The 22485-nt window shown below is 62.8% G+C and carries 24 protein-coding genes; 17 read left to right on the forward strand and 7 right to left on the reverse strand.

Features of this window, described 5'->3' with window-relative positions; all coding sequences use genetic code 11:
• Positions 1–106 precede the first annotated feature (106 nt).
• The 4 genes from KUV45_RS20100 to KUV45_RS20115 all read left to right on the forward strand — a co-directional run bounded on the left by KUV45_RS20100 (position 107) and on the right by KUV45_RS20115 (position 3418).
• Complete coding sequence (locus tag KUV45_RS20100; protein WP_222164024.1) at positions 107–1537, forward strand: MFS transporter; 1431 nt, start codon at positions 107–109, stop codon at positions 1535–1537.
• A 155-nt stretch (positions 1538–1692) separates the two neighbouring features.
• Positions 1693–2004 (forward strand): BolA family transcriptional regulator, encoded by a 312-nt coding sequence (locus KUV45_RS20105; protein WP_222164025.1) that lies wholly within the window; start codon positions 1693–1695, stop codon positions 2002–2004.
• Positions 2001–2894 carry a hypothetical protein gene (locus KUV45_RS20110; protein WP_222164026.1) on the forward strand — a complete coding sequence of 298 codons (894 nt, stop codon included), beginning with the start codon at positions 2001–2003 and terminating at the stop codon, positions 2892–2894. The genes KUV45_RS20105 and KUV45_RS20110 overlap by 4 nt, the downstream gene beginning before the upstream one ends.
• Entirely contained in the window at positions 2891–3418 is a 528-nt protein-coding gene (locus KUV45_RS20115) for a GNAT family N-acetyltransferase (protein WP_222164027.1), read from the forward strand. The genes KUV45_RS20110 and KUV45_RS20115 overlap by 4 nt, the downstream gene beginning before the upstream one ends.
• A gap of 145 nt (positions 3419–3563) precedes the next feature.
• Here the strand turns inward: KUV45_RS20115 and zapB are convergent, their stop codons facing one another.
• Together zapB and rsmD are read right to left on the reverse strand one after the other, a co-directional pair.
• Positions 3564–3785, reverse strand: a complete 222-nt coding sequence (gene zapB / locus KUV45_RS20120; protein ID WP_206940392.1) for a cell division protein ZapB — start codon at positions 3783–3785, stop codon at positions 3564–3566.
• A gap of 193 nt (positions 3786–3978) precedes the next feature.
• Entirely contained in the window at positions 3979–4605 is a 627-nt protein-coding gene (gene rsmD / locus KUV45_RS20125) for a 16S rRNA (guanine(966)-N(2))-methyltransferase RsmD (RefSeq protein ID WP_222164028.1), read from the reverse strand.
• 219 nt (positions 4606–4824) lie between these two features.
• Here rsmD and ftsY point away from each other — a divergent pair, with 219 nt between their 5' ends.
• From ftsY to rpoH, 4 genes are all read left to right on the forward strand, one after another.
• Positions 4825–6441: a signal recognition particle-docking protein FtsY gene (ftsY, locus tag KUV45_RS20130; RefSeq protein WP_222164029.1), complete on the forward strand. Its 1617-nt coding sequence runs from the start codon at positions 4825–4827 to the stop codon at positions 6439–6441.
• Positions 6438–7106, forward strand: a complete 669-nt coding sequence (ftsE, locus tag KUV45_RS20135) for a cell division ATP-binding protein FtsE (protein WP_206940388.1) — start codon at positions 6438–6440, stop codon at positions 7104–7106. Before ftsY ends, ftsE begins: the two co-directional genes overlap by 4 nt.
• 2 nt (positions 7107–7108) lie before the next feature.
• Positions 7109–8167: a permease-like cell division protein FtsX gene (gene ftsX, locus KUV45_RS20140; protein ID WP_261316066.1), complete on the forward strand. Its 1059-nt coding sequence runs from the start codon at positions 7109–7111 to the stop codon at positions 8165–8167.
• A 183-nt stretch (positions 8168–8350) separates the two neighbouring features.
• On the forward strand, positions 8351–9217 hold the full coding sequence (gene rpoH / locus KUV45_RS20145) for an RNA polymerase sigma factor RpoH (RefSeq protein ID WP_222164030.1): 867 nt from the start codon (positions 8351–8353) through the stop codon (positions 9215–9217).
• Between the two features lie 155 nt (positions 9218–9372).
• Here rpoH and slmA read toward each other — a convergent pair whose 3' ends face one another.
• From slmA to coaBC, 5 genes are all read right to left on the reverse strand, one after another.
• Positions 9373–9981 (reverse strand): nucleoid occlusion factor SlmA, encoded by a 609-nt coding sequence (gene slmA, locus KUV45_RS20150; RefSeq protein ID WP_206940382.1) that lies wholly within the window; start codon positions 9979–9981, stop codon positions 9373–9375.
• A gap of 129 nt (positions 9982–10110) precedes the next feature.
• Positions 10111–11016 carry an acetylglutamate kinase gene (gene argB, locus KUV45_RS20155; RefSeq protein ID WP_206940380.1) on the reverse strand — a complete coding sequence of 302 codons (906 nt, stop codon included), beginning with the start codon at positions 11014–11016 and terminating at the stop codon, positions 10111–10113.
• A 22-nt stretch (positions 11017–11038) separates the two neighbouring features.
• Entirely contained in the window at positions 11039–12421 is a 1383-nt protein-coding gene (locus KUV45_RS20160; protein ID WP_206940377.1) for a phosphomannomutase/phosphoglucomutase, read from the reverse strand.
• Positions 12422–12469: 48 nt separating this feature from the next.
• Positions 12470–12910, reverse strand: coding sequence for a dUTP diphosphatase (gene dut / locus KUV45_RS20165; protein WP_374107049.1), 441 nt, complete (start codon positions 12908–12910; stop codon positions 12470–12472).
• A gap of 142 nt (positions 12911–13052) precedes the next feature.
• Positions 13053–14354: a bifunctional phosphopantothenoylcysteine decarboxylase/phosphopantothenate--cysteine ligase CoaBC gene (gene coaBC / locus KUV45_RS20170; protein ID WP_222164032.1), complete on the reverse strand. Its 1302-nt coding sequence runs from the start codon at positions 14352–14354 to the stop codon at positions 13053–13055.
• A 355-nt stretch (positions 14355–14709) separates the two neighbouring features.
• Between coaBC and radC the strand changes: the two genes are divergently transcribed.
• The 9 genes from radC to KUV45_RS20215 form a co-directional block, all read left to right on the forward strand.
• The gene (gene radC, locus KUV45_RS20175) at positions 14710–15384 is read left to right on the forward strand and encodes a DNA repair protein RadC (RefSeq protein ID WP_206940371.1); all 675 of its coding nucleotides are present in this window, start codon (positions 14710–14712) and stop codon (positions 15382–15384) included.
• A gap of 415 nt (positions 15385–15799) precedes the next feature.
• The gene (gene rpmB / locus KUV45_RS20180) at positions 15800–16036 is read left to right on the forward strand and encodes a 50S ribosomal protein L28 (protein ID WP_206940369.1); all 237 of its coding nucleotides are present in this window, start codon (positions 15800–15802) and stop codon (positions 16034–16036) included.
• A 112-nt stretch (positions 16037–16148) separates the two neighbouring features.
• The gene (gene rpmG / locus KUV45_RS20185; protein WP_016856547.1) at positions 16149–16304 is read left to right on the forward strand and encodes a 50S ribosomal protein L33; all 156 of its coding nucleotides are present in this window, start codon (positions 16149–16151) and stop codon (positions 16302–16304) included.
• A 151-nt stretch (positions 16305–16455) separates the two neighbouring features.
• The gene (mutM, locus tag KUV45_RS20190; RefSeq protein ID WP_222164033.1) at positions 16456–17319 is read left to right on the forward strand and encodes a bifunctional DNA-formamidopyrimidine glycosylase/DNA-(apurinic or apyrimidinic site) lyase; all 864 of its coding nucleotides are present in this window, start codon (positions 16456–16458) and stop codon (positions 17317–17319) included.
• Between the two features lie 48 nt (positions 17320–17367).
• On the forward strand, positions 17368–18558 hold the full coding sequence (locus KUV45_RS20195; RefSeq protein WP_206940365.1) for a class I SAM-dependent rRNA methyltransferase: 1191 nt from the start codon (positions 17368–17370) through the stop codon (positions 18556–18558).
• Between the two features lie 182 nt (positions 18559–18740).
• Positions 18741–19070, forward strand: a complete 330-nt coding sequence (locus tag KUV45_RS20200) for a DUF2007 domain-containing protein (RefSeq protein ID WP_206940363.1) — start codon at positions 18741–18743, stop codon at positions 19068–19070.
• Positions 19070–19525, forward strand: a complete 456-nt coding sequence (locus KUV45_RS20205; RefSeq protein WP_222164034.1) for a thioesterase family protein — start codon at positions 19070–19072, stop codon at positions 19523–19525. Before KUV45_RS20200 ends, KUV45_RS20205 begins: the two co-directional genes overlap by 1 nt.
• A gap of 874 nt (positions 19526–20399) precedes the next feature.
• Entirely contained in the window at positions 20400–22190 is a 1791-nt protein-coding gene (locus KUV45_RS20210; RefSeq protein ID WP_224852120.1) for a ShlB/FhaC/HecB family hemolysin secretion/activation protein, read from the forward strand.
• A gap of 44 nt (positions 22191–22234) precedes the next feature.
• A partial coding sequence (locus tag KUV45_RS20215; RefSeq protein ID WP_222164035.1) for a filamentous hemagglutinin N-terminal domain-containing protein occupies positions 22235–22485 on the forward strand: 251 nt, incomplete at its 3' end.

Consider the following 22485-nt stretch of genomic DNA (forward strand, 5'->3'; position numbering starts at 1 on the left):
TTGCCGCAAGTGCAACGCGCCTCTTTGCTGACAGGACCGGCCCAGGCCGGTCCTGTCAGCGTTCGCGCTGGTTCCCCATGACGCCCCAGGACGGGACGATACCTGCATGAGTCGACTGTTCTCTACCCGTGACGGCGACGATGGCCTGCCCGGGCCGGAACGTCGTCTGGCGGTCATCGCCCTGGTGTTGGGCACCTTGATGGCGGTGGTCGACACCACCATGATCAATATCGCGCTGCCCTCCATGGCTCGCGATCTCGGCGTGTCGGATGCCCGCGCCGTATGGATCACCAACCTGTTTCAGGTGGTCTGCGCGGCGATGCTGCTGGTATTTGCAGCGGCCAGCGAGCTGCTCAGTCGGCGCAAGGTCTACGTCGCCGGGCTGTCGCTGTTTGTGCTGGCCGCCCTGGGCAGCGCGCTGTCGCCTAACTTCGAGATCCTGCTGGTGTTTCGTGCCTTGCAGGGCGTTGGCGCCGCAGCCACGCTGTCCATCGGGCCAAGCCTGTATCGTTCGATTTTTCCCTCGCGCCTGTTGGGTAGCGCACTTGGCCTGTCGTCGCTGGTGGTGGCCGGTGGCTATGCTGCAGGTCCTTCTATCGGCGGGCTGGTACTGTCGGTGGCCAACTGGCCATGGCTGTTTGCGCTGAACGTGCCGTTGGGGATCGCCGCGGCCTTCATGGCGTGGAAGGCGTTGCCCAGGGAAACACGCCGCGAGGGTAGCTTCGATGGACCTGGCGCGCTGGCGTCCATGGCCATGCTGGCGGGGCTGTTCATGGCCATGGATGCCATTGGCCATCGTGCGCCGATGCTGGATATCGCGTTGTGGCTGGCAGTGACGCTGGGGTCTGCGTGGGCCTTCATCCATCGCCAGGGGCGAGCGCCGCATCCACTGCTGCCGCTGGGACTGTTTCGCGAGCCACGCTTCAGCCTGGCCGTGTCGGCCCAGGGCACGGCCTTTATCGGCCAGGGGCTGACCTTCGTCGCGCTGTCGTTTCTGTATCAGCAGCAGATGGGCTACTCGGCCCTGCACACCGCCTGGTTGTTCACTCCCTGGCCACTGACCATCATGATTGTCGGTCCGTTGGCCGGGCGTCTGGCAGATCGCTTCAATCCCGGTCTGGTCGCTAGTGTCGGCCTTGTCGTACTGCTGGTGGGGTTGCTCAGCCTGGCCAGCCTGGATAGCGATGCGACGGCCCTCGATAGCCTATGGCGCACGGCCCTGTGTGGCGCTGGCTTTGGCCTGTTTCAGCCGCCCAACAATCGTGAGTTGATGACCAGCGTGCCGAAGTCTCGCAGTGCCAACGCCTCTGGCGTGATGAGTACCACCCGCACGGTGGGGCAGTCGCTGGGGGTGGCGTTGGTGGGCCTGTGTCTGGCGGTCGGGGCGGGGGTTCAGCAGTCGTTGTGGGTGGGCGCTGCCACCACCTTGCTGGCGCTGTTGATCAGCCTGGTGCGACTGCCGATGGCCCAGCGTGCGTACCGTATCGCCCGTGAAGAAAAGAAGGCGGCCCGCCGCGAGGCATCAGGTCAAGCTTAGTCAGCCAGGCTATGAATGCGTACAATGGCATAGTACTGAGGACAGCCCGCAAGGTTTGTCGTGCCTTCGCGACAATCATGCAGGGGTGCGTCGAATTGACGTCCATCGTAGCCATGTTTGCCGTCTCTACCGAGGCAATGACAAGAGATTTCATCATGAGTATTCAGGCGACCATTGAACACAAGCTCGCGGCTCTCGAACCCACCGAAATGGTGGTCGAGAATGAAAGCCACATGCATAGCGTGCCGCCGAATTCGGAAACCCACTTCAAGGTGACGCTGGTGTCTGAGCGTTTCGCCGGCCTGATGCCGGTCAAGCGTCACCAGCAGATCTACTCGTTGCTGGCCGATGAGCTGTCCGGCCCGGTGCATGCCCTGGCCCTTCACCTCTACACCCCTGCCGAGTGGCAGAGCCGTGGCGCGGCACGCCCTGACTCGCCCAACTGCATGGGTGGCTCGCGCTCGTGACGCCTGAGCCGACACGACTGGCCTATCTGGATGCCATGGGGCTGACCGCTTGGGTCGCCCGGTATCAGTTTCCCAATGCGCGGGAAACCGAGGTCTGTGACTGGCCTGAGCTGGAGCCTCAGCAGCCGCCGGAAACGGGGGCCCGAGGCTTGCACGCGCTGTTGGATGAGGTGCCTGCAGCGCGCAGCCACGAAGCTGCCCAGGACAGCAGCGTCGCCGTCGCGGCGGCGTCCACTGCCCAGGCGCCGTCTCCAGCGCCGTCTCAGCCTGCAGCGCCGGTCGCCCGCAAGGCGAGAGCACTGCTGGGCGATATGGTGCCTGATGATGAGGCGACCAGCGCTACACCGGCACTGGACAGCGAAGAAGAGGGTGTCGAGGATGCAGAGCCGCTGCGCTTTGTCTGCCAGGTGGCCTGTCTCGATGGACGCTGGTTGTTGTTGGTGGCCCAGCAGGCGCCGTTGGGCGTGGAGCATCAGCGGCTGCTGTTCAACATTCTGCACAGCAGTGGAGTGACGGCCGAGCAGCGCCCGGTATTCGAGACGCTGACCTGGCCTCTGGCGGAAGGGTTGCCGGTCAGGCGTCCTCTGGAAGAGGCTCGTCAAGGGCTCAAGGCCTTCGTGGCTGGTCGAGCCCGGCGGGGCTGGGCGCCTGAACGCGTGCTGGTATTCGGCCACGAAGACGCCTTGATGCAGGTCCTGGGTGAAGCTGGGCAGGCTGCCGGCGCCGAACCGACAGCGGCCAGTGAATCAGGGCATTCCAGCACTCTGGCACTCCCCCAATGGAGTGGGCCAGGCCTTGATGAGCTGCTGAGCAGTGCGACGGCCAAGCGCCGTTTGTGGGTGTCGAGTGCCGATTGGCAAACCCTATGGCAACAGGGCCGCGAGGCATGACGACCGGATCCGCCGGGCGGGGTGCTGGGCAGCAGCCTGGACGGGGCACCGAGCCCTTCGTGGTGCGCCAGTTGAGGCCTGATGACCTGGCTGCTCTCGAGGCTCTCGAGGCGTCCCAGACCCATCGGCTGTCTCGGCCACAGGCCCTTGAGCAGGCCTTCGTCGATGAGCAGCGCCTGCTGCTGGGAGTCGAGGATAGCAACGGAGGTCTAGCCGCCTACGCGCTGGTGTCGCGGCTGCCCTTTGAAGCCGAACTGGAGGCCATACTGGTGGCCACAGATGCGCGGCGCCAGGGGCTCGGTCGTTTGTTGCTGTCGCAGCTGGTAGAGCAAGCAAGAGATTGGGGGGCAGAAAGGCTGCTGCTGGAAGTCCGCGCGGATAACGCTGAGGCGATCGCCCTCTATCGTGCGCTCGGCTTCACCCAGGATGGGCTGCGCCGCGCTTACTATGCTGCTCACTACGCCGCCCGCGAGCCGGGTGGTGAACGCGTCGACGCGGTGCTGATGTCGTTGACGCTGGCCTAAGCGCGCGAGATGCAAGGGGCTCTCTTCAAGGGGCTCTCTTCAAGGGGCTCTCTTCAAGGGCCCCTCTTGGAGCCCTCGGATCGGGCGGTGCGGCTTATGCTGCTTAGATCGCGGTGCTCAGATTGTGGTGCCTGTATCGTGATGCTTAGACGCTGTGCGCCGGTGCTGGCTGCGCGCTGCCCTGTTCTGCATCCACGTCGTCGAGTTGGCCCAGGATAGCCGTCAGACGGCGCTCCCACTCCTCACGCTCCTGCTTCAGTCGAGCGTTTTCCTCGCGCAACTCCTCAGCTTCCAGTTTCAGCAATTCCAGGGCCTCCAGCGCGCTGGTGACCTTCTTTTCGAGTTGGTTGAAGAGTTCCGTGCTCATCCTCGTCTCCTGACATGACGTGGGGTGAGGGCGCAACGCGCGCCCCGATGGCACGAGCGTAACGCCGAGCTCGTCGGTGGACAAGCGTCGCGACGCGGCGACGCTGTCTGATAGAGAGTGTCAGCATCCCTCCGGGGCACAGCGCAATGGTCGAGAGGCCCGGAAAGCACGTCGCAAGGGGCGGTAAGAGGGTTCAGCTCGACGTCGTATGACGCCGATAGAGCCGCCCAAAACTGTCGCCCGCCTTGACCTCCCGGTGTAGATGCCAGTGCTCCGGTACGCTCAGCTCCAGTCCGCTTTCCACCTCGACATAGATCCAGGCATCGTCGGTCAGCCAGCCTTGCTCCAGCGCAGAACAGCAGGGTTCGGCCAGTGCCTGGCGGAAGGGCGGGTCGATAAACGCGATGTCAAACGGTACCTCGGGCGGGTTCGAGAGCATCGTCAAGGTATCTTGAGTGATCACCTCGGCGCTGCTGATGGAGAGCGTGGCCAGGTTGTCGTTGATGGCCTTGGCGACCTGGCCATCACGCTCGACGAAGGTGGCGGCCCTGGCGCCGCGTGATAACGCTTCCAGGCCCAGGGCGCCGGTACCCGCGAACAGGTCCAGCACTCGCTTGCCGTAGAGCGTACCGCCAAGCCAGTTGAACAGCGTTTCGCGCACGCGATCGGGCGTCGGGCGCAGGCCTGGTTTGTCGAGGACGGGCAGCAGTCGGCGTCGGTGGTCGCCACCGATGATACGCAGCTTGCCAGGGGCGCGGCCTGTGGCTGCTGTTTTGGCGCCGGGACGGGGGCGCGGTCGAGAAGGGCGATGTCGGCTCATGGCGAGAGATTTTACCCGTGCCGAGTGGCTGCGTCATGCCAAGGACGGCCTCAGCGTCATCTTTGTTCGTCGGGTGGTGGTTGGGTTGGACCCTGAACGGCGCAAAAGCCGCTGACAGGTCCGCTAGTGAGTTCGACAGCCTGCCTTGCGAGTCCACAGAAGACGGGCAGGGTGGTAGGATGTGGCGGTTCGTTCACCGGCTGAGGCGGCAGGTCATCCATGTTCGGTATTTTCAAGCGCAAGAAGAAGCAGTCGGGTGAAACACCCGTTGAGGATCAGCAGTCACAGGACCTGGCATCCCGCGAGGAAGAGACGCGGTCGAGCGAGGGTCCTGCTGAGACGCCGGATCACGCTGAGTCGTCCCCCGATGCGGCACCTCGGGCTGATGAGGAAAGGTCGACTCCGGCCGCTGAGCACGGGGCAGACTCGGATGTCACATCGGCGCAACAGCACAGCGAGTCTCAGCAGCAAGCAGCTGGCGAGCCTGCCGAGGCGCTGGTGCCGGAGCCCATCGAGCCTGACGCCTTGCGTGAGGCCAGCACCTCGCAGGCCGAGCCCGAGGCCGCAGTCACACCTGCGGCCCAACCAGAGCGCGAGCCGGGTGCTGAGACAGGGGTTGAGACAGCGGCTGGGCAAAAGGCCGAGCGAGACCTTCAGGCAGCGCCGGAGGCCTCCGAAACAAGGACGCCTGCCGCTGATGCCGCTCCCCAGCGACCCGTCGAGACCGCAGCGGGGCACGAGAATGCGCCGACGGTCGAGGCGTCGCCAGAGCCAGAGCTAGAGCCCTCCTCTCAGCGTCTCGAGCACGCCGAGGTCATCGAGCCCAGCCGCTCCAGCGGGCCTGCGCTGCAAGAAAAGCCGAGGGCCGCGGCTGCGGATAAAGGTGCAGAGAAAAAGGGGTGGTTTGCCCGCATGCGGGCGGGGCTGGGCAAGACCCGGGCCAATCTTAGCGATGGGCTGGCCGACCTGTTCATGGGGGCCAAGCAGATCGATGACGATCTGATCGAGGACATCGAAACCCAGCTGCTGATGGCGGATGTAGGGATCGAGGCGACCAGTGAGATTATCGAGGCACTGACCGAGCGAGTGTCGCGCAAGGAGCTGAAGGATCCCGAGGCGCTGTATCGTGCCCTGCAGCAGGAGTTGGCCAGTATGCTGGGGGCGGTTAGCGACCCGCTGACCCTGACTACGGAAGATGGCGGACCCTTTGTGATTCTCGTGGTGGGCGTCAACGGGGTGGGCAAGACCACCACCATCGGCAAGTTGACCCAGCGCTTCCAGCGCGAGGGCAAGAGCGTGATGCTGGCGGCGGGAGATACCTTCCGTGCCGCCGCGGTCGAGCAGCTCAAGGTCTGGGGCGAGCGCAACAGCGTTCCCGTGGTGGCTCAGCACACCGGTGCCGACAGTGCCTCGGTCATCTACGACGCGGTGGCCGCTGCGCGGGCTCGCGGAGTCGACGTGCTGATCGCAGATACGGCGGGCCGTCTGCACAACAAGTCCCACCTGATGGAAGAGCTGAAAAAGGTTCACCGCGTGATGGGCAAGCTGGATGCCAATGCGCCCCATGAGGTCATGCTGGTACTGGATGCAGGCACTGGCCAGAACGCTCTGTCCCAGGCGGCGACCTTCAACGAGGCCGTGCCGGTCAGCGGGATTACTCTGACCAAGCTCGATGGCACCGCCAAGGGCGGCGTCATCTTTGCCCTGGCGAAGCAACTCAAGACGCCGATTCGCTTTATCGGTGTCGGCGAGAGCCTCGATGACCTGCGACCGTTCAAGGCAGAGGATTTTGTCGATGCCTTGTTTGATCGTCGCTCGAGTGACGGCGACGAATGATCGCCTTCGAGCACGTCGGCAAGCGCTATGGAGGGCGCTTCGAGGCGCTCTCCAATATCGACTTCCGTGTTTCCCGCGGAGAAATGGTGTTTCTCACCGGGCATTCCGGGGCCGGCAAGAGCTCGTTGCTGCGTTTGATCATGCGCCTGGAGCGTCCGAGTCGAGGGCGCGTGCTGGTGGCCGGACACGACATCGACAAGCTGCACTCGAGTCAGTTGCCCTTCTACCGGCGTCAGATTGGTGTGGTGTTTCAGGATCACCAGCTGCTGTTTGATCGCTCCATCTATCACAATGTGGCGCTGCCGCTGGAAATCCGCGGACTACCGCCGCGAGATACGGCTCGACGTGTGCGTGCCGCCCTCGACAAGGTCGGCCTGTTGCACCGTGAGAAGGCCTTGCCGATCGAATTGTCCGGTGGTGAGCAGCAGCGTGTGGGAATCGCCCGTGCCGTCGTCAACAAGCCGGCCCTGCTGCTGGCCGACGAACCCACCGGTAATCTCGACCCCCAGTTATCCGCTGACATCATGGGCTTGTTCGAAGATTTCCATCGCATCGGCACCACCGTGATGATTGCCAGCCACGACCTGGCACTGATTGCGCGCCTGCGTCACCGGACCCTGCGCCTGAGCGAGGGACGGCTGGTGGGTGATGAGGAGGCTGCGTGAGTCTGGATCCCCCCCGTAGAAGAGCGGCCACGCCGCGCAGCACTGGAGCCCGCAGTCGGGGTGCCGCCAGGTCGGACCGACCAGCCGGTCGAACCGCGGGTACGCCGGCCCAGGGTGGTGCCCGTCAGCAGTCCGCCAGGCCGCAAGGACAGTGGCGGTCATGGCTGCGTCATCACCGGGCCATGTGCCTCGACAGCCTGCGCCGGCTGATTCGCCAGCCGGTGGGCAGCCTGCTGACCATGCTGGCCATCGCCATTGCCTTGGTGCTCCCTAGTGCGCTGTGGCTGTCCCTGGACAGTGCCAAGCTGGTCGATGCAGAGCTCGATGCCAGCGCCACCTTGACCGCCTATCTGGACAAGGGCGTGGATGAGGCCCAGGCCCAGCGTATTCTCGAGGCCATCGAGGCACAGCCGAATATCGCCAGTACGCGCATGATTACCGCGGCTGAGGGCATGGCGGAGTTCCAGCAGGCGCTTGGTCTTGACGACGCGCTGGCCCGACTCGAGACCAATCCACTGCCCGCTTCGGTGGTGATATCGCCGCAGTCGCCGTCACCCGAGGCAATGACTGCGTTGTCCGAACGGCTGACGGCCATGCCGGGCATTGCCGAGGTACGCCTTGATCTGGCCTGGATCGAACGCTTGCGGCAGCTGGCCGAGGTGGGACGGCGTGTCACGCTGGCGTTAGGCGTACTGTTCGGACTGGGGGTGTTGCTGGTGGTCGGCAACACGATCCGGCTGGCGGTGGAGAATCGCCGCAAGGAAATCGAAGTGGTGACGCTGATTGGTGCCACCCATGCCTTCGTGCGCCGCCCGTTCCTTTACAGCGGTGCCTGGTATGGGCTCGGCGGTGGCCTGCTGGCCTGGGCATTGCTCACTCTTGGCAGTGACTGGCTGTCAGCCCCGGTAGCGTCGCTGGCTGCGAGCTATGGGGCACACTATCAGCTGCCCGCGCTGGGGCTGGCTGGTTCTACAATATTGCTGAGTTGTAGTACACTATTGGGCTGGTTAGGTGCCTGGATCGCCGTCAGTCGTCATCTGGCGGGCATCAAGCCCCGCTAGGTCATCACGTTGCGCACGGTCATCTCATAGCGCACGTGAGTCGTCAGCGAAGCCTGAGGCGCCACCAGGTGGTTTCGTCGGATGCACCCTGAAGGGCTATACGACGAAAGGGGAACTTTTTGAGCGTGTGTTCCTCCAAGGTGCATTCGAAATCTTGTTGGTCTTCGAGGAGACAATCTGCACATGAGCAACAGTCTTCTGCCGGTGGGTCATCTATCACCGGGGCACGACCTGAACGGCTACATTCAAGCCGTCAACCGCATTCCCCTGCTGACGGTGGAAGAAGAGCAGGATCTGGCCCATCGCCTCCAACAGGAAGGTGATCTGGAAGCCGCCCGCCGTCTGGTCATGTCCCATCTTCGTTTTGTCGTGCACATCGCACGCAGTTACTCCGGCTATGGGCTTCCCCAGGCTGACCTGATTCAGGAAGGTAATGTTGGCCTGATGAAGGCGGTCAAGCGTTTCGATCCGACCCAGGGCGTCAGGCTGGTGTCCTTCGCCGTGCACTGGATCAAGGCGGAAATCCACGAGTTCGTGCTGCGCAACTGGCGCATCGTCAAGATCGCCACCACCAAGGCCCAGCGCAAGTTGTTCTTCAACCTGCGTGGTGCCAAGAAGCGTCTGGCCTGGCTGAACAGCGACGAAGTCGATGCGATTGCCAAGGATCTGGACGTCAAGCCAGAGGTGGTGCGGGAAATGGAAGGCCGGCTGGCCTCCCACGATGCCGGCTTCGATGCTGCTCCGTCCGATGACGAGGAAAGCGCGTATCAGGCCCCGGTGCATTATCTGGATGATGCCAGCCAGGATCCGGCGACTCAGCTTGAGGACAGCGACTGGGAAGAAGACGCCACCCGTCGCCTGCAAGGAGCGCTGGCGGACCTGGATGAGCGTTCCAGGGATATCCTGACCCAGCGCTGGCTAGCCGAGAGCAAGGCGACGCTGCACGAGCTGGCGGACGTCTATGGGGTATCGGCTGAGCGGATTCGTCAGCTTGAGAAAAACGCCATGAAGAAGATTCGTGAGCGTCTTGGCGATGCCCTGGCTGCCTAAGCGGCGGTAGGGTAGGTCCCTTCGGCACTGGCCTGAACGCAAGCCTGAACGCAAGCCATGTTCAGCAGCAGTGGCAGCCCACGAAAAAAAGCGCCCGAACCGTCAGGTTCGGGCGCTTTGCGTGAAGACCGGTCCTTTCGCGGCAGCCCTCAGAATCAGGCGGGCACCGCGCTGTCTCTGAGCAACTGTGACGACAGCGCAGGCCACTGATCTTCCCAGTATTCGGTGGGACGGTGGCGATAGTCGCTGCGCACGTACTGGGCGATACGCCCCTCGATCTGTGCTGTCAGTAGATTCGCGCTGGCGCTCGCCGGCATGGCCAGACGACGTCCCTCACGAAGTTCCGCCTCGCGGAGTACCTGCTTGAACTGGGTTTCCAGGCGCTCGAACAGCTGGTGAATGCGCAGGCGTAGCCTGGCGGTTTCACCGGTCAGTACATCGCCGCCGAGCAGGCGCGACAGTCCGGGGTTCTTCTCGGCAAAGGCCAGCACCAGGGTCATGATCTGATGGCAGCGTGGCAGCGCCTCCTGCTGCTCGTCGAGGATACGCGTGATGCGTTCAAACAAGGTTTCCTCGATAAAGCTGATCAGACCTTCATACATCCTGGCCTTGCTCGGAAAGTGGCGATAGAGCGCGGCTTCCGAGACGCCCACCTGTCGGGCCAGGGCAGCAATGGTGATGCGCTTGCCGCTGTCTTCCTCCAGCATCAGGGCCAGGGCCTGCAGAATCTGGTCCCGCCGGCTTGGGGTGTTTTCCTGCGTCATGGTGTCGAGTTCTTTATCGTTGATGGCCCGCCAGGCTATCCGGCGGGCGAGTTCCCTTGCGATTCGACGATCTGGCTGGCGAACCGCATCTTCCTTGCGTGTCAGTCTTGTTGGCGCCGCTGGGCGGTATCAGTCAGGTGCGTGGTTGGTAATCAGGGTGCCGACGCCGGCATTGGTGAAAATTTCCAGCAGGGTGGCGTGGGGCACGCGGCCATCGACGATATGGGCGCTGACCACGCCGCCCTTGACCGCATCCAGCGCGCAGCGAATCTTGGGCAGCATACCACCATGAATGGTGCCATCGGCGATCAATTCGTCGACCTGCGCGGTAGACAGTCCTGTCATCACCTCGCCGTCACGGTTCATCAGGCCTGCCACATTGGTCAGCAGCATCAGCTTTTCAGCACCCAGCGCTTCGGCTACCTTTCCCGCGACCAGGTCGGCGTTGATATTGTAGCTATGGCCTTCGCCATCGACGCCGATAGGGGCGATGACGGGAATGAAGTCCCGCGCGGCCAGCATTTCGATCAGGTCCGTGGAGACATGCTCCACTTCACCCACGTGGCCGATATCGATGATTTCTGGAGCGGTCATTTCCGGGCTCTGGTGTTCCACCTTGAGCTGGCGAGCCCGAATCTGCGCGCCGTCCTTGCCGGTGAGGCCGATGGCCTTGCCGCCGCACTGGTTGATCTGATTGACGATGTCCTTGTTGACCAGGCCGCCCAGCACCATTTCCACCACGTCCATGGTCTCGGCGTCGGTCACCCGCATGCCACCGACAAAGCGTGACTCGATGTTGAGCTTCGCCAGCAACTCGCCGATCTGAGGGCCTCCGCCGTGGACCACGACGGGGTTGATCCCTACTTCCTTCATCAACACCATGTCCCGTGCGAAGGAGTCGATAAGGGCATCTTCGGTCATGGCGTTGCCGCCATACTTGACCACTACGGTCTTGCCGGAAAACTTCTGGATGTAGGGGAGGGCCTCAGAGAGGACCTCCACCACCAGGCGCGGATCGTGAGCCTGTTCGCTCATTGGCGTAGTGTCTCCTGCGGGTTCAGTTCGGAAGGGTGAGCGAGGCGTCTACCGCCGCCAGAGCCTTGGCAAAACGCTCGCGAATGCGTGCCAGGGCATCACCATCATTGCCCTCGAAACGCAGCACCAGCATCGGCGTGGTGTTCGACGCGCGGCACAGGCCCCAGCCGTCAGCGTAGTCCACACGGATGCCATCGAGGGTCGTCTTGACGCCATCGTCACCGAAATCCCCCTCCCGAGCCAGGCGATCGACCAGATCGAACTTGGTCTCGTCGGTCACTTCGATATTGATCTCCGGCGTGCTGATGTTCTGCGGATAGCGATCAAAGAAAGTGTCGGCGTCACCGTCGAAGCGGGACAGGATTTCGAGCAGGCGGGCCGCGCCGTAGAGACCGTCGTCAAAGCCGTACCAGCGCTCCTTGAAGAAGATGTGGCCGCTCATCTCGCCGGCCAGCAGGGCGCCGGTTTCCTTCATGCGAGCCTTGATCAGGGAATGACCGGTCCGCCACATCTCAGGCGTGCCGCCGGCTTGCTCGATCACCTCGATCAGCTTGCCGGTACACTTGACGTCGAAGATGACGCGGGCGTCCGGATTGCGGCTCAGCATGTCTTCGGCAAAGGCCATCAGCAGGTGGTCGGGGTAGATCAGTCGCCCCTTGGGGGTGATCACACCCAGGCGATCGCCATCGCCGTCGAAGGCCAGGCCGATATCGGCGCCGTGCTCGGCCACTGCCTTGATCAGGTCCTTGAGGTTTTCTGGCTTGCCCGGATCCGGGTGATGGTTCGGGAAGGTGCCATCGATCTCATCAAACAGGGGGATGGTGTCAGCGCCCAGTGCCTTGACCAGCTGTGGGCCAAGCTCACCTGCGACACCGTTGCCACAGTCGACCACCGCCTTGATCTTGCCGGATACCGAAACGTCACCAAGGATGCGTGCGAGATAGGCCTCGCGAACGTCCTGCTCGGAGACCTGGCCCTGACCTGAACGCAGATCACCGTTCTCAAGACGCGTGTAGAGCGCGGTGATCGCGTCGCCGGACAGCGTCTCGCCGCCAAGGACCATCTTCAGACCGTTGTAATCCGGCGGGTTGTGGCTGCCGGTCAACATGACCCCGGAGCTGGTGCCGTCGAGAGTATGGGTCGCGAAATACAGCACCGGGGTCGGCACCATGCCGATGTCGATGACATCGCAGCCGCTGGCGGTGAGGCCGCGGGTCAGGGCCTGGATCAGTCGGGGGCCGGACAGCCGCCCGTCACGGGCGACGACCACCCGGGTTTCCCCGCGGTCCTGGGCCTCGCTGCCGATGGCCTGGCCAATGGCTTCGACTCCCGCCTCGGTCAGGGTGTCGTCGACGATGCCGCGAATGTCATAGGCACGAAAGATCGTGGAAGGTACGTGTGTCATGGGCAGGTCCTTTCCTTTTGACGTAGCGCTGGGTCAGGTGAGTCGCGATCAGTGACGGCCAGAACTGCCGAAGCCGCCATCACCGCGCAGGCTGGCGGAGAAGTCGTCGACCACTTCCAGGTTGGCTTGAACCACCGGCACCAGCACGTACTGGGCGAGGCGTTCAAAGGGTTCCAGGGTGAAGGAGCGGTCCGAGCGGTTCCACACGGACACCATCAGTTCGCCCTGGTAGTCAGAGTCGATCAGGCCGACTAGATTGCCGAGCACGATCCCGTGCTTGTGGCCGAGGCCAGAGCGCGGCAGGATCAATCCGGCCAGTGCCGGGTCGGCAATGTGGATGGCGAGGCCGGTACGCACCAGCTCGCAGTCTCCTGGCGCCAGCGTCAACGGCGCATCGAGCAGCGCATGCAGGTCCATGCCGGCGGAGCCTTCAGTGGCATAGCGCGGCATGCGGTCCTTGATGCGCTCGTCGAGTATCCTGACCGCCATGGTGGGGCGAGTGGTTGTGCTGGACATGCAAAATCCTTGAGTCGTGAGAGCGCTTCCGGCCCCCGTGTTGAGCGTAGTGCAGCGACCGCATGGCCGGCCGCAGTGATACAGTGCCACGGCACCGAACGACCGGCGCGAAGTGTCAGTCGTGGTGCTGGCGAGCGGCAAGACAGGCGCTGGCCTGGGCGATGACAGCCTCGGCCAGGCGCGTCTTGTCCTGTTCGGCTTCGTGGCGTGTGGTGACCTGGTCGCCGTCGCGCCACATCAATAATGCCGCATTGCGATCGGAGCCAAAGCCGAGTCCTGCGCGGGAAACGTCATTGGCCACGATCATGTCAAGATTCTTGCGCCTGAGCTTGTCCTCGGCGTAGCGCTCGAGGTCACGGGTCTCGGCGGCGAAGCCGACAATCAGGGGGCGTGGGTGACGACTCGCCAAGGTGGCAATGATGTCCGGGTTCTTGACCAGTGTCAGCGTCAGACCGTCCTCGCCTTCCTGCTTCTTGATCTTGTGTTCGGCGGGTGCCGCGGCGCGGTAATCGGCCACAGCTGCACAGCCAATGAAGATGTCGCACTCGGCGACTAGGCCTTCGGCCGCGGCGAGCATCTGCTCAGCGGTATCCACATCCATGCGAGTCACTCCGGCCGGGGTAGGCAGGCTGACAGGCCCGGCGATCAGCGTGACCCGGGCGCCGCTGTCGCGAGCTGCCTGCGCCAGCGCAAATCCCATCTTGCCCGAGCTGTGATTGCTCAGGTAGCGCACCGGATCCAGAGGCTCGCGCGTCGGCCCTGCGGTGATCACGATATGGGGCGCCACTGGGGAAGGTGGTGTGCTCGTTTCACTCTGTGCCGCGACAGTCGCCTCTGTGGTATCCCGGAACAAGGCCGTGACGATCTGCTCGGGCTCCATCATGCGTCCAGGGCCTACATCACCGCAGGCTTGATCGCCTTGATCGGGGCCCAGCAACTGCCATCCATCGTCGCGCAGCTGGGCGGCATTGCGCGCCGTAGCCGGATGGCGCCACATGGCCTGGTTCATGGCCGGTGCCACTACCCGTGGCGCATCGCTAGCTAGACAGGCGGTCGTCAGCAGGTCGTTGGCCATGCCCTGGGCCAGGAGTGCCATGAGGTCGGCAGTTGCGGGGGCGATCAGGATCAGGTCGGCCCAGCGTGCCAGCTCGATGTGCCCCATGCCCAGTTCCGCATCCGGATCCAGCAGTGATGTCCTCACCGCACGTCCCGTCAGCGCCTGCAGCGTCAGCGGCGTGATGAAGGCCTGTGCCCCTTCCGTCATGACAACCTGGACCTCGCAGCCTGCCTGCACCAGCAAGCGAGCCAATACAGCACTTTTATAGGCAGCAATGCCAGCGCTGATACCAAGCAGCACACGCTGTCCTGCGCGCAGCGCCGGAGGGCCATAGCGCGTAGAGGAAGATGGTTGAAGCATGCAAAACGATCCACGACCGGGGTAAGAGTCCTACCTTACCACCGGTGTCGGATCATGCGTAGCCGCGCACCCCCGTCCCAGGTCATCGCTGATGCCACTAGACTCATCAGGTATGTCGGCGCTCGCCGACACTGGCGCGCATCGCTACCCAGGGAAAGGCCGCCACCCACAGCGGGACAAGGCAGCGGGAGGGCGGTCAGACAGGCAGACAAGAAGGGCAGACAACAAGAGCTGACTAGAAAGGCTGACAAGAGGGGCTGACAAGAGAGGCTGACAACAGCGGGCGGCCAGAGGGGCGGATAACAGAGGCTGACCAGAAAGCGCGGCAAGAGCGCTGTTCATGAAGGAGACAGGGATGTCGATACGGGATTGGCCTGAAGGAGAAAGGCCCAGGGAAAAGCTTTTAACCATGGGGCCCGGTGCGCTGTCAGATGCCGAGCTGCTGGCGATCCTGCTGCGCGTCGGTGTGGCAGGGCGCTCCGCCGTGGACCTGGCTCGGGATGTGCTGGTGGCGTTTGGTGGCCTGCGCGCGCTGCTTGAAGCTCGCCAGCAAGAGGTCTGCGCCCAGCGCGGCCTGGGGGTGGCGACGTTCGTCCAGCTGCAGGCTGCCCAGGAGATGTCGCGCCGGCATCTTGCGAGCCACCTTGAACGGGGTCAGCCGTTGGATTCCCCCAGTCGAGTGAGGGCCTTCCTTGCCGCCCAGCTGCGCCACCTTGACCACGAAGTCTTCGCCGCGCTGTTTCTCGATAGCCAGCACCGAGTGATTCGATTCGAGGTGTTGTTCCATGGCACGTTGGACAGCGCCTCGGTGTATCCGCGAGAAGTCGCCAAGAGGGCGCTCGCTCTGGGGGCCGGAGCGCTGATCCTGTGTCATAACCATCCGTCCGGCGTTGCCGAGCCCAGCGGCGCAGATCGACGAATTACCGAACGACTGAGGGAGGCGCTGGGGCTGTTCGATATCCGTGTGCTGGATCATTTTGTGGTGGGAGACGCAGAAGTGGTGTCATTTGCCGAGCGAGGGTGGGTATAATACGCCGCGCGCAGGAACCGGGTGGTTATCGGCGGCGTCTACGACGCATGACGACACCGGGATCCTCTACCATCGACAACGCCACGCCACCGCCGTGAACGCACCCCTTGCCGCTTCGATGCAACACACGAGACAGGCAACGGCGCGAACGGGATGGCGAAGCTTGGCGTAACTCTTGCCCAGGCGGCAGGGTTCTGGTATAAAGTGCACCCTTTGAATTCCCTTGGGTTGAAAGCACGGGGCTCATGACAGGGCTTGAGGTTGCTGAGGCTTGATGACTGCGGATCTGCGTCGACACCGCGCGGCGGGTTTGCGACACAGGCTGACAGGCACGCCACTTATTCAGTTAAGGTTCTCGCCCTTCCCGGTTTGCCCGACAGGTTTTGAACAACTCGCCACGCGGTTGGAGGCTCTCATGTCCAAAGTATGTCAGGTTACCGGCAAGCGCCCGGTGACTGGTAACAACGTTTCACACTCCCAGCGCAAGACACGTCGTCGTTTCTTGCCGAATCTTCACAGCCATCGCTTCTGGGTCGAGTCCGAAAAGCGTTTCGTGACTCTGCGCGTCTCTTCCAAGGGCATGCGCATCATCGACAAGAAGGGCATCGACGAGGTGCTCAGCGATATTCGTAAGCGCGGCGACGCCATCTAAGGATGTCGTCACTCGGAGCCTGTAGAGCGTAGCTCGTATCACAGGTTCCGGCCGACTTGAATGACTGGCCTGGTGTGGCGAACGTACCAGGCAGCAATCTGGGAGAATTCTCATGCGTGACAAGATTCGTCTGGTGTCCAGCGCCGGTACCGGCCACTTCTACACCACCGACAAGAACAAGCGTAACACTCCGGACAAGATGGAAATGAAGAAGTTTGATCCGGTGGTTCGCAAGCACGTGATGTACAAGGAAGCCAAGATCAAGTAAGGCTTGATCTCGCTTCCACCGCAGGCGAGCCGCCTGTCGACGAGAACCCGGCCCCGAGGTCGGGTTCTTGCGTATCAAGGTGCTGACGCGGCGCCTGGCGAGAATGTTTCGCCTGACGTCGCGATATCAGCCTCACTGCCGCAGGTGCAACATGCCCGAGTTGCCTGAAGTCGAGACGACCCGGCGCGGTATCGCTCCCCATGTGGAAGGGCGAGAAGTGCGCGAGGTGCTGGTGCGTCAGTCGCGCCTGAGAGTGCCCGTGCCCGAGACCCTTGCCGAGCGCCTGGTAGGGGCGCGGATTGGTCAGATTCGTCGTCGAGCCAAGTACTTGCTGTTGCCTGTCCTGTCTCCCTCGGAGAGCGCTACGGTGGATGAGGTGGAAGCGCCCCGGGAACGGGGTACCTTGCTCTGGCACCTGGGCATGTCGGGCAGCCTGCGGATCGCTCGTCTTGGCGATCTGCCGAAGAAGCATGACCACGTCGACCTGGTGCTCGAAGGCGGCGCGATTCTGCGCTACCACGATCCTCGCCGTTTTGGCTTTGTCGATTGGCTGCGCGAGGACGAGTCTCAGGATACGCGACTGTCGCGTCTCGGCCCTGAGCCGCTATCGCCAGCGTTTGATGGTGCTCGCCTTTACGCCCTTTCTCGTGGGCGGCAAGCCGCGGTAAAGCCGTTTTTGATGGACAATGCTGTGGTCGTTGGCGTGGGCAATATCTATGCCAGCGAAGCGTTGTTTCTGGCGGGAATCGACCCTCGGCGAGCAGCCGGGCGCATCGGCCGCGAGCGCTATGACAGGCTCGCCGCGGCTGCCAAGGATGTACTTGCCGCAGCCATCACCCAAGGGGGCACGACGCTGCGTGACTTTGTCAGCGGCACCGGCGAGCCCGGCTATTTCGCTCAGCGCCTCAATGTCTATGGTCGCGCTGGAGCGCCCTGTCGCCGCTGCGGCGGCGAACTCAAGCATGTGACCCTGGGGCAGAGGGCCAGTGTCTTTTGTCCTCGCTGTCAGCGCTGATAGCACTGGCACCTCCACACCTTAGATATCTTGAAGAGAGTGATCACCGTGACTCGACCGCTGCGCTTGAAAAAGAATGCCGATCGTCGCCTCAAGTCTGGCCATCTATGGCTGTATTCCAACGAGGTCGATACCACCGAGACACCGCTCAAGGCATTTGAGGTTGGCGAACAGGTCATCGTCGAAGCCGCCAATGGCAAGCCTATGGGGCTGGCCTATATCAACCCGAACTCGCTGATCTGTGCACGTATCGTGTCGCGTGATCCGAGCCAGCGCCTGGATCGCTCGCTGCTGGTGCATCGTCTCAACCAGGCGCTGGCCCTGCGTGATCGCCTGTTCGACAAGCCTTTTTACCGTCTGGTGCATGGTGAAGCCGACCTGCTGCCCGGTCTGGTGATCGATCGCTATGCCGACGTGCTGGTGGTACAGCTGAACACAGCAGGCATGGAAGCGGTGAAGGACGAGCTGCTGGATGCCCTCGACAAGGTGGTATCGCCAGGGTGTGTGGTGTTGCGCAATGACACCAGTGGCCGTCGTCAGGAAGGTCTTGGCGAAACCATTGAAGTGGTCAAGGGCGCGCTTCCCGACCAGGTGCTGCTGGAAGAAAATGGCGTGCAGTTTATCGCCCCCGTCATGGACGGGCAGAAGACCGGTTGGTTCTATGACCATCGCGTCAACCGTGCCTGGTTGAACCAGCAGGTCGCCGGCAAGCGAGTGCTGGACCTGTTCAGTTACGTCGGTGGCTGGGGTGTCCAGGCGGCGGCCCATGGCGCCAGCGAGGTCTTGTGTATCGATGCCAGCGAGTCCGCACTGGACCGCGTCGCGGAGAACGCTGCCCTCAACGGTCAGCACGAACGCGTCGCCGTCGGTCATGGTGACGCCTTCGAGGCCCTGGCCGCGCTCAAGGCAGATGGCGAGAAGTTCGACGTGATCGTGCTCGACCCTCCCGCCTTCATCAAGCGCCGCAAGGATATTGCCAACGGTGAGCGTGCCTATGCCCGCTTGAATCGCGATGCCATGCGTCTGCTGGGGCGCGATGGTCTGCTGCTGTCAGCCTCCTGCTCCATGCATCTGGCGCCGGAGCGTTTGACCGACGTCGTGCGCGGCGCAGTGCGCCATCAGGATCGCCATGGCCAGATCCTGTTCCAGGGACATCAGGGCCCGGACCATCCGGTGCATCCCGCCATTCCCGAGACCGCCTATCTGAAGGCGCTGGGCGTTCGCGTGTTTCGTGATTGAGGGCGGCGCGATACCCCCTTCCACGACGTCTGCTCCAAGGAGGGCGGGCGACATGATCGACCCTCGTTAAGGCGGGGGGATCAAGTGTCGTTCGGGTATCGATCAGGGCTTGTCCTTGTGGCGGGGTTGGGCGCATCGTGGCCAGTAAGGCTGCGGCCCTTGCAACGATAAGGATATCCGCCATGAACGACGTGCCCTGGACGATGGTCTTCTCCGACAGCAATGCCCTGATGGTGGGGCATGTGCGTAACCTGCTCAATGGAGCAGGCATACCCACGGAGCTTCGCAACATGACCTTGGGGGGTGGTGCCGGCGAGTTGCCACCGCTCGAGTGTGAACCCCAGGTGTGGGTGGCCGAGCACAATCGCCAGCGCGCCGAGGCGGTCATTCATCAGGCGTTGCGCGCATCCTCGCCTGGGGGCGAGTGGCGCTGCCGGGTGTGTGGTGAGGAGCTGGAGGTCGCCTTCGATACCTGCTGGTACTGTGGTACCGAGCGCGAGGATCAGAAATAGTGTCTGTCTGCAGCCAGCCCAACTGGGACCTGCCTAATCCCTTCGTCATCGACATCCTTGTGACAGCGGATGCCATCGACCACTACGGCCACGTCAATAACGCCCAGTACCTGCGCTGGGTCGAACAGGCCAGCTGGGCACACTCGGCTCAGCTAGGTCTGACCTTGGATCACTACCGGGCGTTGGATCGCGCCATGGCGGTGCACCGCCATGAACTCGATTACCTGGCGCCAGGATTCGAGGGTGAAAAGCTGGTCATGGCGACCTGGATCGTGGCCTGTGACGCCCGACTTACCCTGACACGTCGATTCCAACTCTTCCGACCCGATGATGGGGCGACCCTGTTGCGGGCACGCACGCGCTACGCATGTATTGCGCTGTCCAGCGGTCGTCCACGTCGTCTGCCTCCTGAGTTTGTCAGCGCCTATGGGGGGGCATTGGTGGCAGAGGCTTAGAGCGTGGAACCTCGCTTTTCGGCCGAGTGCTGTCGATGCACCTGGCTGTCTAGCGAATACCTGTGCTGACGGCGGCGATCGTTTCTGCTTCCTGCTTCCTGCTTCCTGCTTCCTGCTTCCTGCTTTCCCTTTCCTTCTGCTTCCTGCTCTCCCTTGCCATCCGTGCTCTTGCTTATTCTCTTTCCCAGAGAGATGCGGAGTAGGTCGGCTATTTTTTGTTATTCATGCCGCGCCTCTTTAAGAGATATCGGTTTTGTTTGTAGGAAATAGTGGACAATGCTAGATGAGGCGGCATTACCTCTTTTCAGTAACTGCTTTCCTGCCCTCGGCCTTTTTATGTCAATCCTTCTATCGTTGTGCTTTTTCGCTACGACATTCATTTCTGGTGCATTTTTCCACTTTCACTCCTTGAGGTAGCATCACGCTACTGTCAACCACCTCAGCAGTGGCTGGGGGTCAATGTTAGAGACATTATGTGGCTGGCAATCTTGAGCCGAGTCACGATAGTTGTCCGCCATAACGCCGAACGAGGTGTCGCGGTAGCCGTGCTGTTGCCACGCTTCCGGATGGCCAGCCACGCAGGGTGGTGGGTGAGTTGGGTAGAAGAAAATGAAGGGAAAAAGATAACGACGCTAAGGATGGAAGCCAGGAATAGACGCTAGGGGTGGAAGTTAGAGGCGGAAGTTAGAGATAAAAAATCAAGATGGGAATGAAAGATAGAAGTCGAGATAGCAATTCGAAAAAGAAGTTAAAGGTAGCCACTTTGAGTGCGTGAATCAGCATAACAATATGACGGCTCAACGTCGTCAATAAAACGTGGCGCAGGCCAGGCCAGCGACCACGAGTCAGTGTCTCTTGCAGGGGAATCTCATAGATGATGGTGCATTGCGTCGACGCGTCTCGGCCGGGCGTGGCGTTTTTCGTTGACCCGAGGTGCTTACGCCTGATTGGCGCAACACTGTTGGCGATGGTGGCGTGCTGTCCGACCTCGGTACTCGCCCAGGCCCAGTCACCGGTGTCGCTGCCTGCAGCGGTTCCACCCAATGCCACCTTCAACGAAAACTTCATTCGTGACGATCAGCAGCGCCTGCTTGAGCAGCAGCGTGAACGCCTGGATCAGCTGGAGCGCTTGCCCGGTGAAGCCGCGGCGGCTCCAGAGGTGCGCCCGGATGACGGGGGCTGCCTGGATATTCATGAGATTGAACTGGAAGGCGCGAGCCTGCTCAGCGAGAGGCAGCGAGGGCGGCTGTTGCAGCCCTATCTGGGACGCTGCCTGTCAGCAGCTGAGCTCAATGGGCTGCTGGGTGAGGTGACCCAGTGGTACCTCGAACGTGGCTACGTCACCACCCGCGCCTATCTGCCAGAACAGGACCTGACTCAGGGGCGGCTGCGGGTGGTCGTTGCCGAAGGTCGCCTGGAAGCGTTGGACAGCGGCGGAGTGCGACCTTCCCCCCGAGAAGTCTTGATGGCGTCACCCACGCGGCCGGGGGACATCCTTAATCTGCGTGATCTTGAACAGCTGATCGACCAGTTGAACCGCCTGCCATCACGCCGCGCCCAGATGGAATTGCTGCCGGGTGACGCCCTGGGCGGCAGCCGCGTGCGCATCGACCCGGATGCCGGGCAAGGGCGCCCCGTGCGCGTCGCGCTGGGTCGCAGCAATGACGGCAGCCGTGAGACCGGCGAGCAGCAGTGGACCTTGGGCGGCGAGTGGGATAGCCCACTTGGACTGGCCGATCAGCTCAGTCTGCAGTTCGGTCACGATGTCACCGGCGCCTCCGGCATTGGCTCCAGCAACCAATACGTGGCCTATCGGCTGCCCTGGGGACGCTGGAACTTTCGCTATCAGTACAGCCGCAGCGACTATCGCAGCATCGCCCGCGCCGATGGGTTTCGCTTTGACCTGGACGGTGCCAGCGAGCGCCACAGCCTGTCGGCCGAGCGTCTGATGCACCGGGACCGCGTCAGCACCACCTCTGCCAGCGTCGGCGTCAGCCGGCTGAGCACGCGCAATGACCTGGACGAAACGCGCATCGAGGTCAGCAGTCAGCGTCTTAGTGAGCTGAGCCTGGGACTGAACCATGGCCGCCGCCTGGGGCGTGGGCTGATCAATGCGGACCTGGGCTGGCACAAGGGCCTCGACATCCTGGGCGCCCAGGATGATGACGACCAGCCCGCGGGGTCGCCCAAGGCCCAGGGCGAGCGCACCACCCTGACGCTGAGCTATGCCCGACCGTTCGAGGTGCTGGGCCAGTCCCTGACCGTGACCAGCCTGGCCAGCGGCCAATGGAGCGACGATGCCCTTTACAGCCCCCAGCGGCTTAGCCTGGGCGGCCAGTACTCGGTGCGTGGTTACAAGGACCAGACCCTGAGCGGTGACAGCGGGGGGTACTGGCGCAATGAGATCAGCTGGGCCCGTCCGTTACCTGCGGAGGTCCCCCTGGTGAATCGGCTCGAGGCAAGCCTTGCCTACGATGTGGGCGTCATCCGCCACGATGACGATAGCGGCGACCAGCACGGTCGTCTCAGTGGCATGGCCCTGGGGCTTGGCGTCAGCGGCGACTACCTCAGTGCCAGTGTCACCCTGGCCAAGTCCATTGACCGTCCCGATGCCATCGATCATCGCGAAAGTCCCGTCTATTTCACCGTTCAGGCGCGCTTCTAGTGGCCGCGCCAGATACGTGCCATGCCCTCCAGGAGGGACGTTTGATGAACCCACGCCGTCCGCTGTTTCGCCATCTGGCCATCGTCATGATCAACGCCCTGTTCTGGCATCCCGTGGTGGTGCTGGCAGACGGCATCGTGGTGGCGCCGGGGGGCAATACCCGGCTCGATCAGGCCGGCAACGGCGTGCCGGTGGTCAACATCGCCACCCCCAACGACAAGGGGCTCTCCCACAACCGCTTTCGCGACTACAACGTGGACGCCCGCGGGCTCATCCTCAACAACGCTACCGGCAA

Origin of the sequence: Halomonas sp. DP3Y7-2, assembly GCF_019800795.1 — a bacterium.
Taxonomy (GTDB): Bacteria; Pseudomonadota; Gammaproteobacteria; order Pseudomonadales; family Halomonadaceae; genus Halomonas; species Halomonas litopenaei_A.

What these genes read in the sequence shown, in the direction of transcription:
- coaBC (WP_222164032.1), bottom strand. Translation starts at nt 14,354, where the DNA reads ATGCTTCAACCATCTTCCTCTACGCGCTATGGCCCTCCGGCGCTGCGC.
- KUV45_RS20210 (WP_224852120.1), top strand. Translation starts at nt 20,400, where the DNA reads ATGATGGTGCATTGCGTCGACGCGTCTCGGCCGGGCGTGGCGTTTTTC.
- radC (WP_206940371.1), top strand. Translation starts at nt 14,710, where the DNA reads ATGTCGATACGGGATTGGCCTGAAGGAGAAAGGCCCAGGGAAAAGCTT.
- KUV45_RS20115 (WP_222164027.1), top strand. Translation starts at nt 2,891, where the DNA reads ATGACGACCGGATCCGCCGGGCGGGGTGCTGGGCAGCAGCCTGGACGG.
- dut (WP_374107049.1), bottom strand. Translation starts at nt 12,910, where the DNA reads ATGGCGGTCAGGATACTCGACGAGCGCATCAAGGACCGCATGCCGCGC.
- ftsE (WP_206940388.1), top strand. Translation starts at nt 6,438, where the DNA reads ATGATCGCCTTCGAGCACGTCGGCAAGCGCTATGGAGGGCGCTTCGAG.
- zapB (WP_206940392.1), bottom strand. Translation starts at nt 3,785, where the DNA reads ATGAGCACGGAACTCTTCAACCAACTCGAAAAGAAGGTCACCAGCGCG.
- mutM (WP_222164033.1), top strand. Translation starts at nt 16,456, where the DNA reads ATGCCCGAGTTGCCTGAAGTCGAGACGACCCGGCGCGGTATCGCTCCC.
- ftsY (WP_222164029.1), top strand. Translation starts at nt 4,825, where the DNA reads ATGTTCGGTATTTTCAAGCGCAAGAAGAAGCAGTCGGGTGAAACACCC.
- rpmG (WP_016856547.1), top strand. Translation starts at nt 16,149, where the DNA reads ATGCGTGACAAGATTCGTCTGGTGTCCAGCGCCGGTACCGGCCACTTC.
- argB (WP_206940380.1), bottom strand. Translation starts at nt 11,016, where the DNA reads ATGAGCGAACAGGCTCACGATCCGCGCCTGGTGGTGGAGGTCCTCTCT.
- KUV45_RS20160 (WP_206940377.1), bottom strand. Translation starts at nt 12,421, where the DNA reads ATGACACACGTACCTTCCACGATCTTTCGTGCCTATGACATTCGCGGC.
- KUV45_RS20100 (WP_222164024.1), top strand. Translation starts at nt 107, where the DNA reads ATGAGTCGACTGTTCTCTACCCGTGACGGCGACGATGGCCTGCCCGGG.
- slmA (WP_206940382.1), bottom strand. Translation starts at nt 9,981, where the DNA reads ATGACGCAGGAAAACACCCCAAGCCGGCGGGACCAGATTCTGCAGGCC.
- rpoH (WP_222164030.1), top strand. Translation starts at nt 8,351, where the DNA reads ATGAGCAACAGTCTTCTGCCGGTGGGTCATCTATCACCGGGGCACGAC.
- KUV45_RS20200 (WP_206940363.1), top strand. Translation starts at nt 18,741, where the DNA reads ATGAACGACGTGCCCTGGACGATGGTCTTCTCCGACAGCAATGCCCTG.
- KUV45_RS20105 (WP_222164025.1), top strand. Translation starts at nt 1,693, where the DNA reads ATGAGTATTCAGGCGACCATTGAACACAAGCTCGCGGCTCTCGAACCC.
- rsmD (WP_222164028.1), bottom strand. Translation starts at nt 4,605, where the DNA reads ATGAGCCGACATCGCCCTTCTCGACCGCGCCCCCGTCCCGGCGCCAAA.
- rpmB (WP_206940369.1), top strand. Translation starts at nt 15,800, where the DNA reads ATGTCCAAAGTATGTCAGGTTACCGGCAAGCGCCCGGTGACTGGTAAC.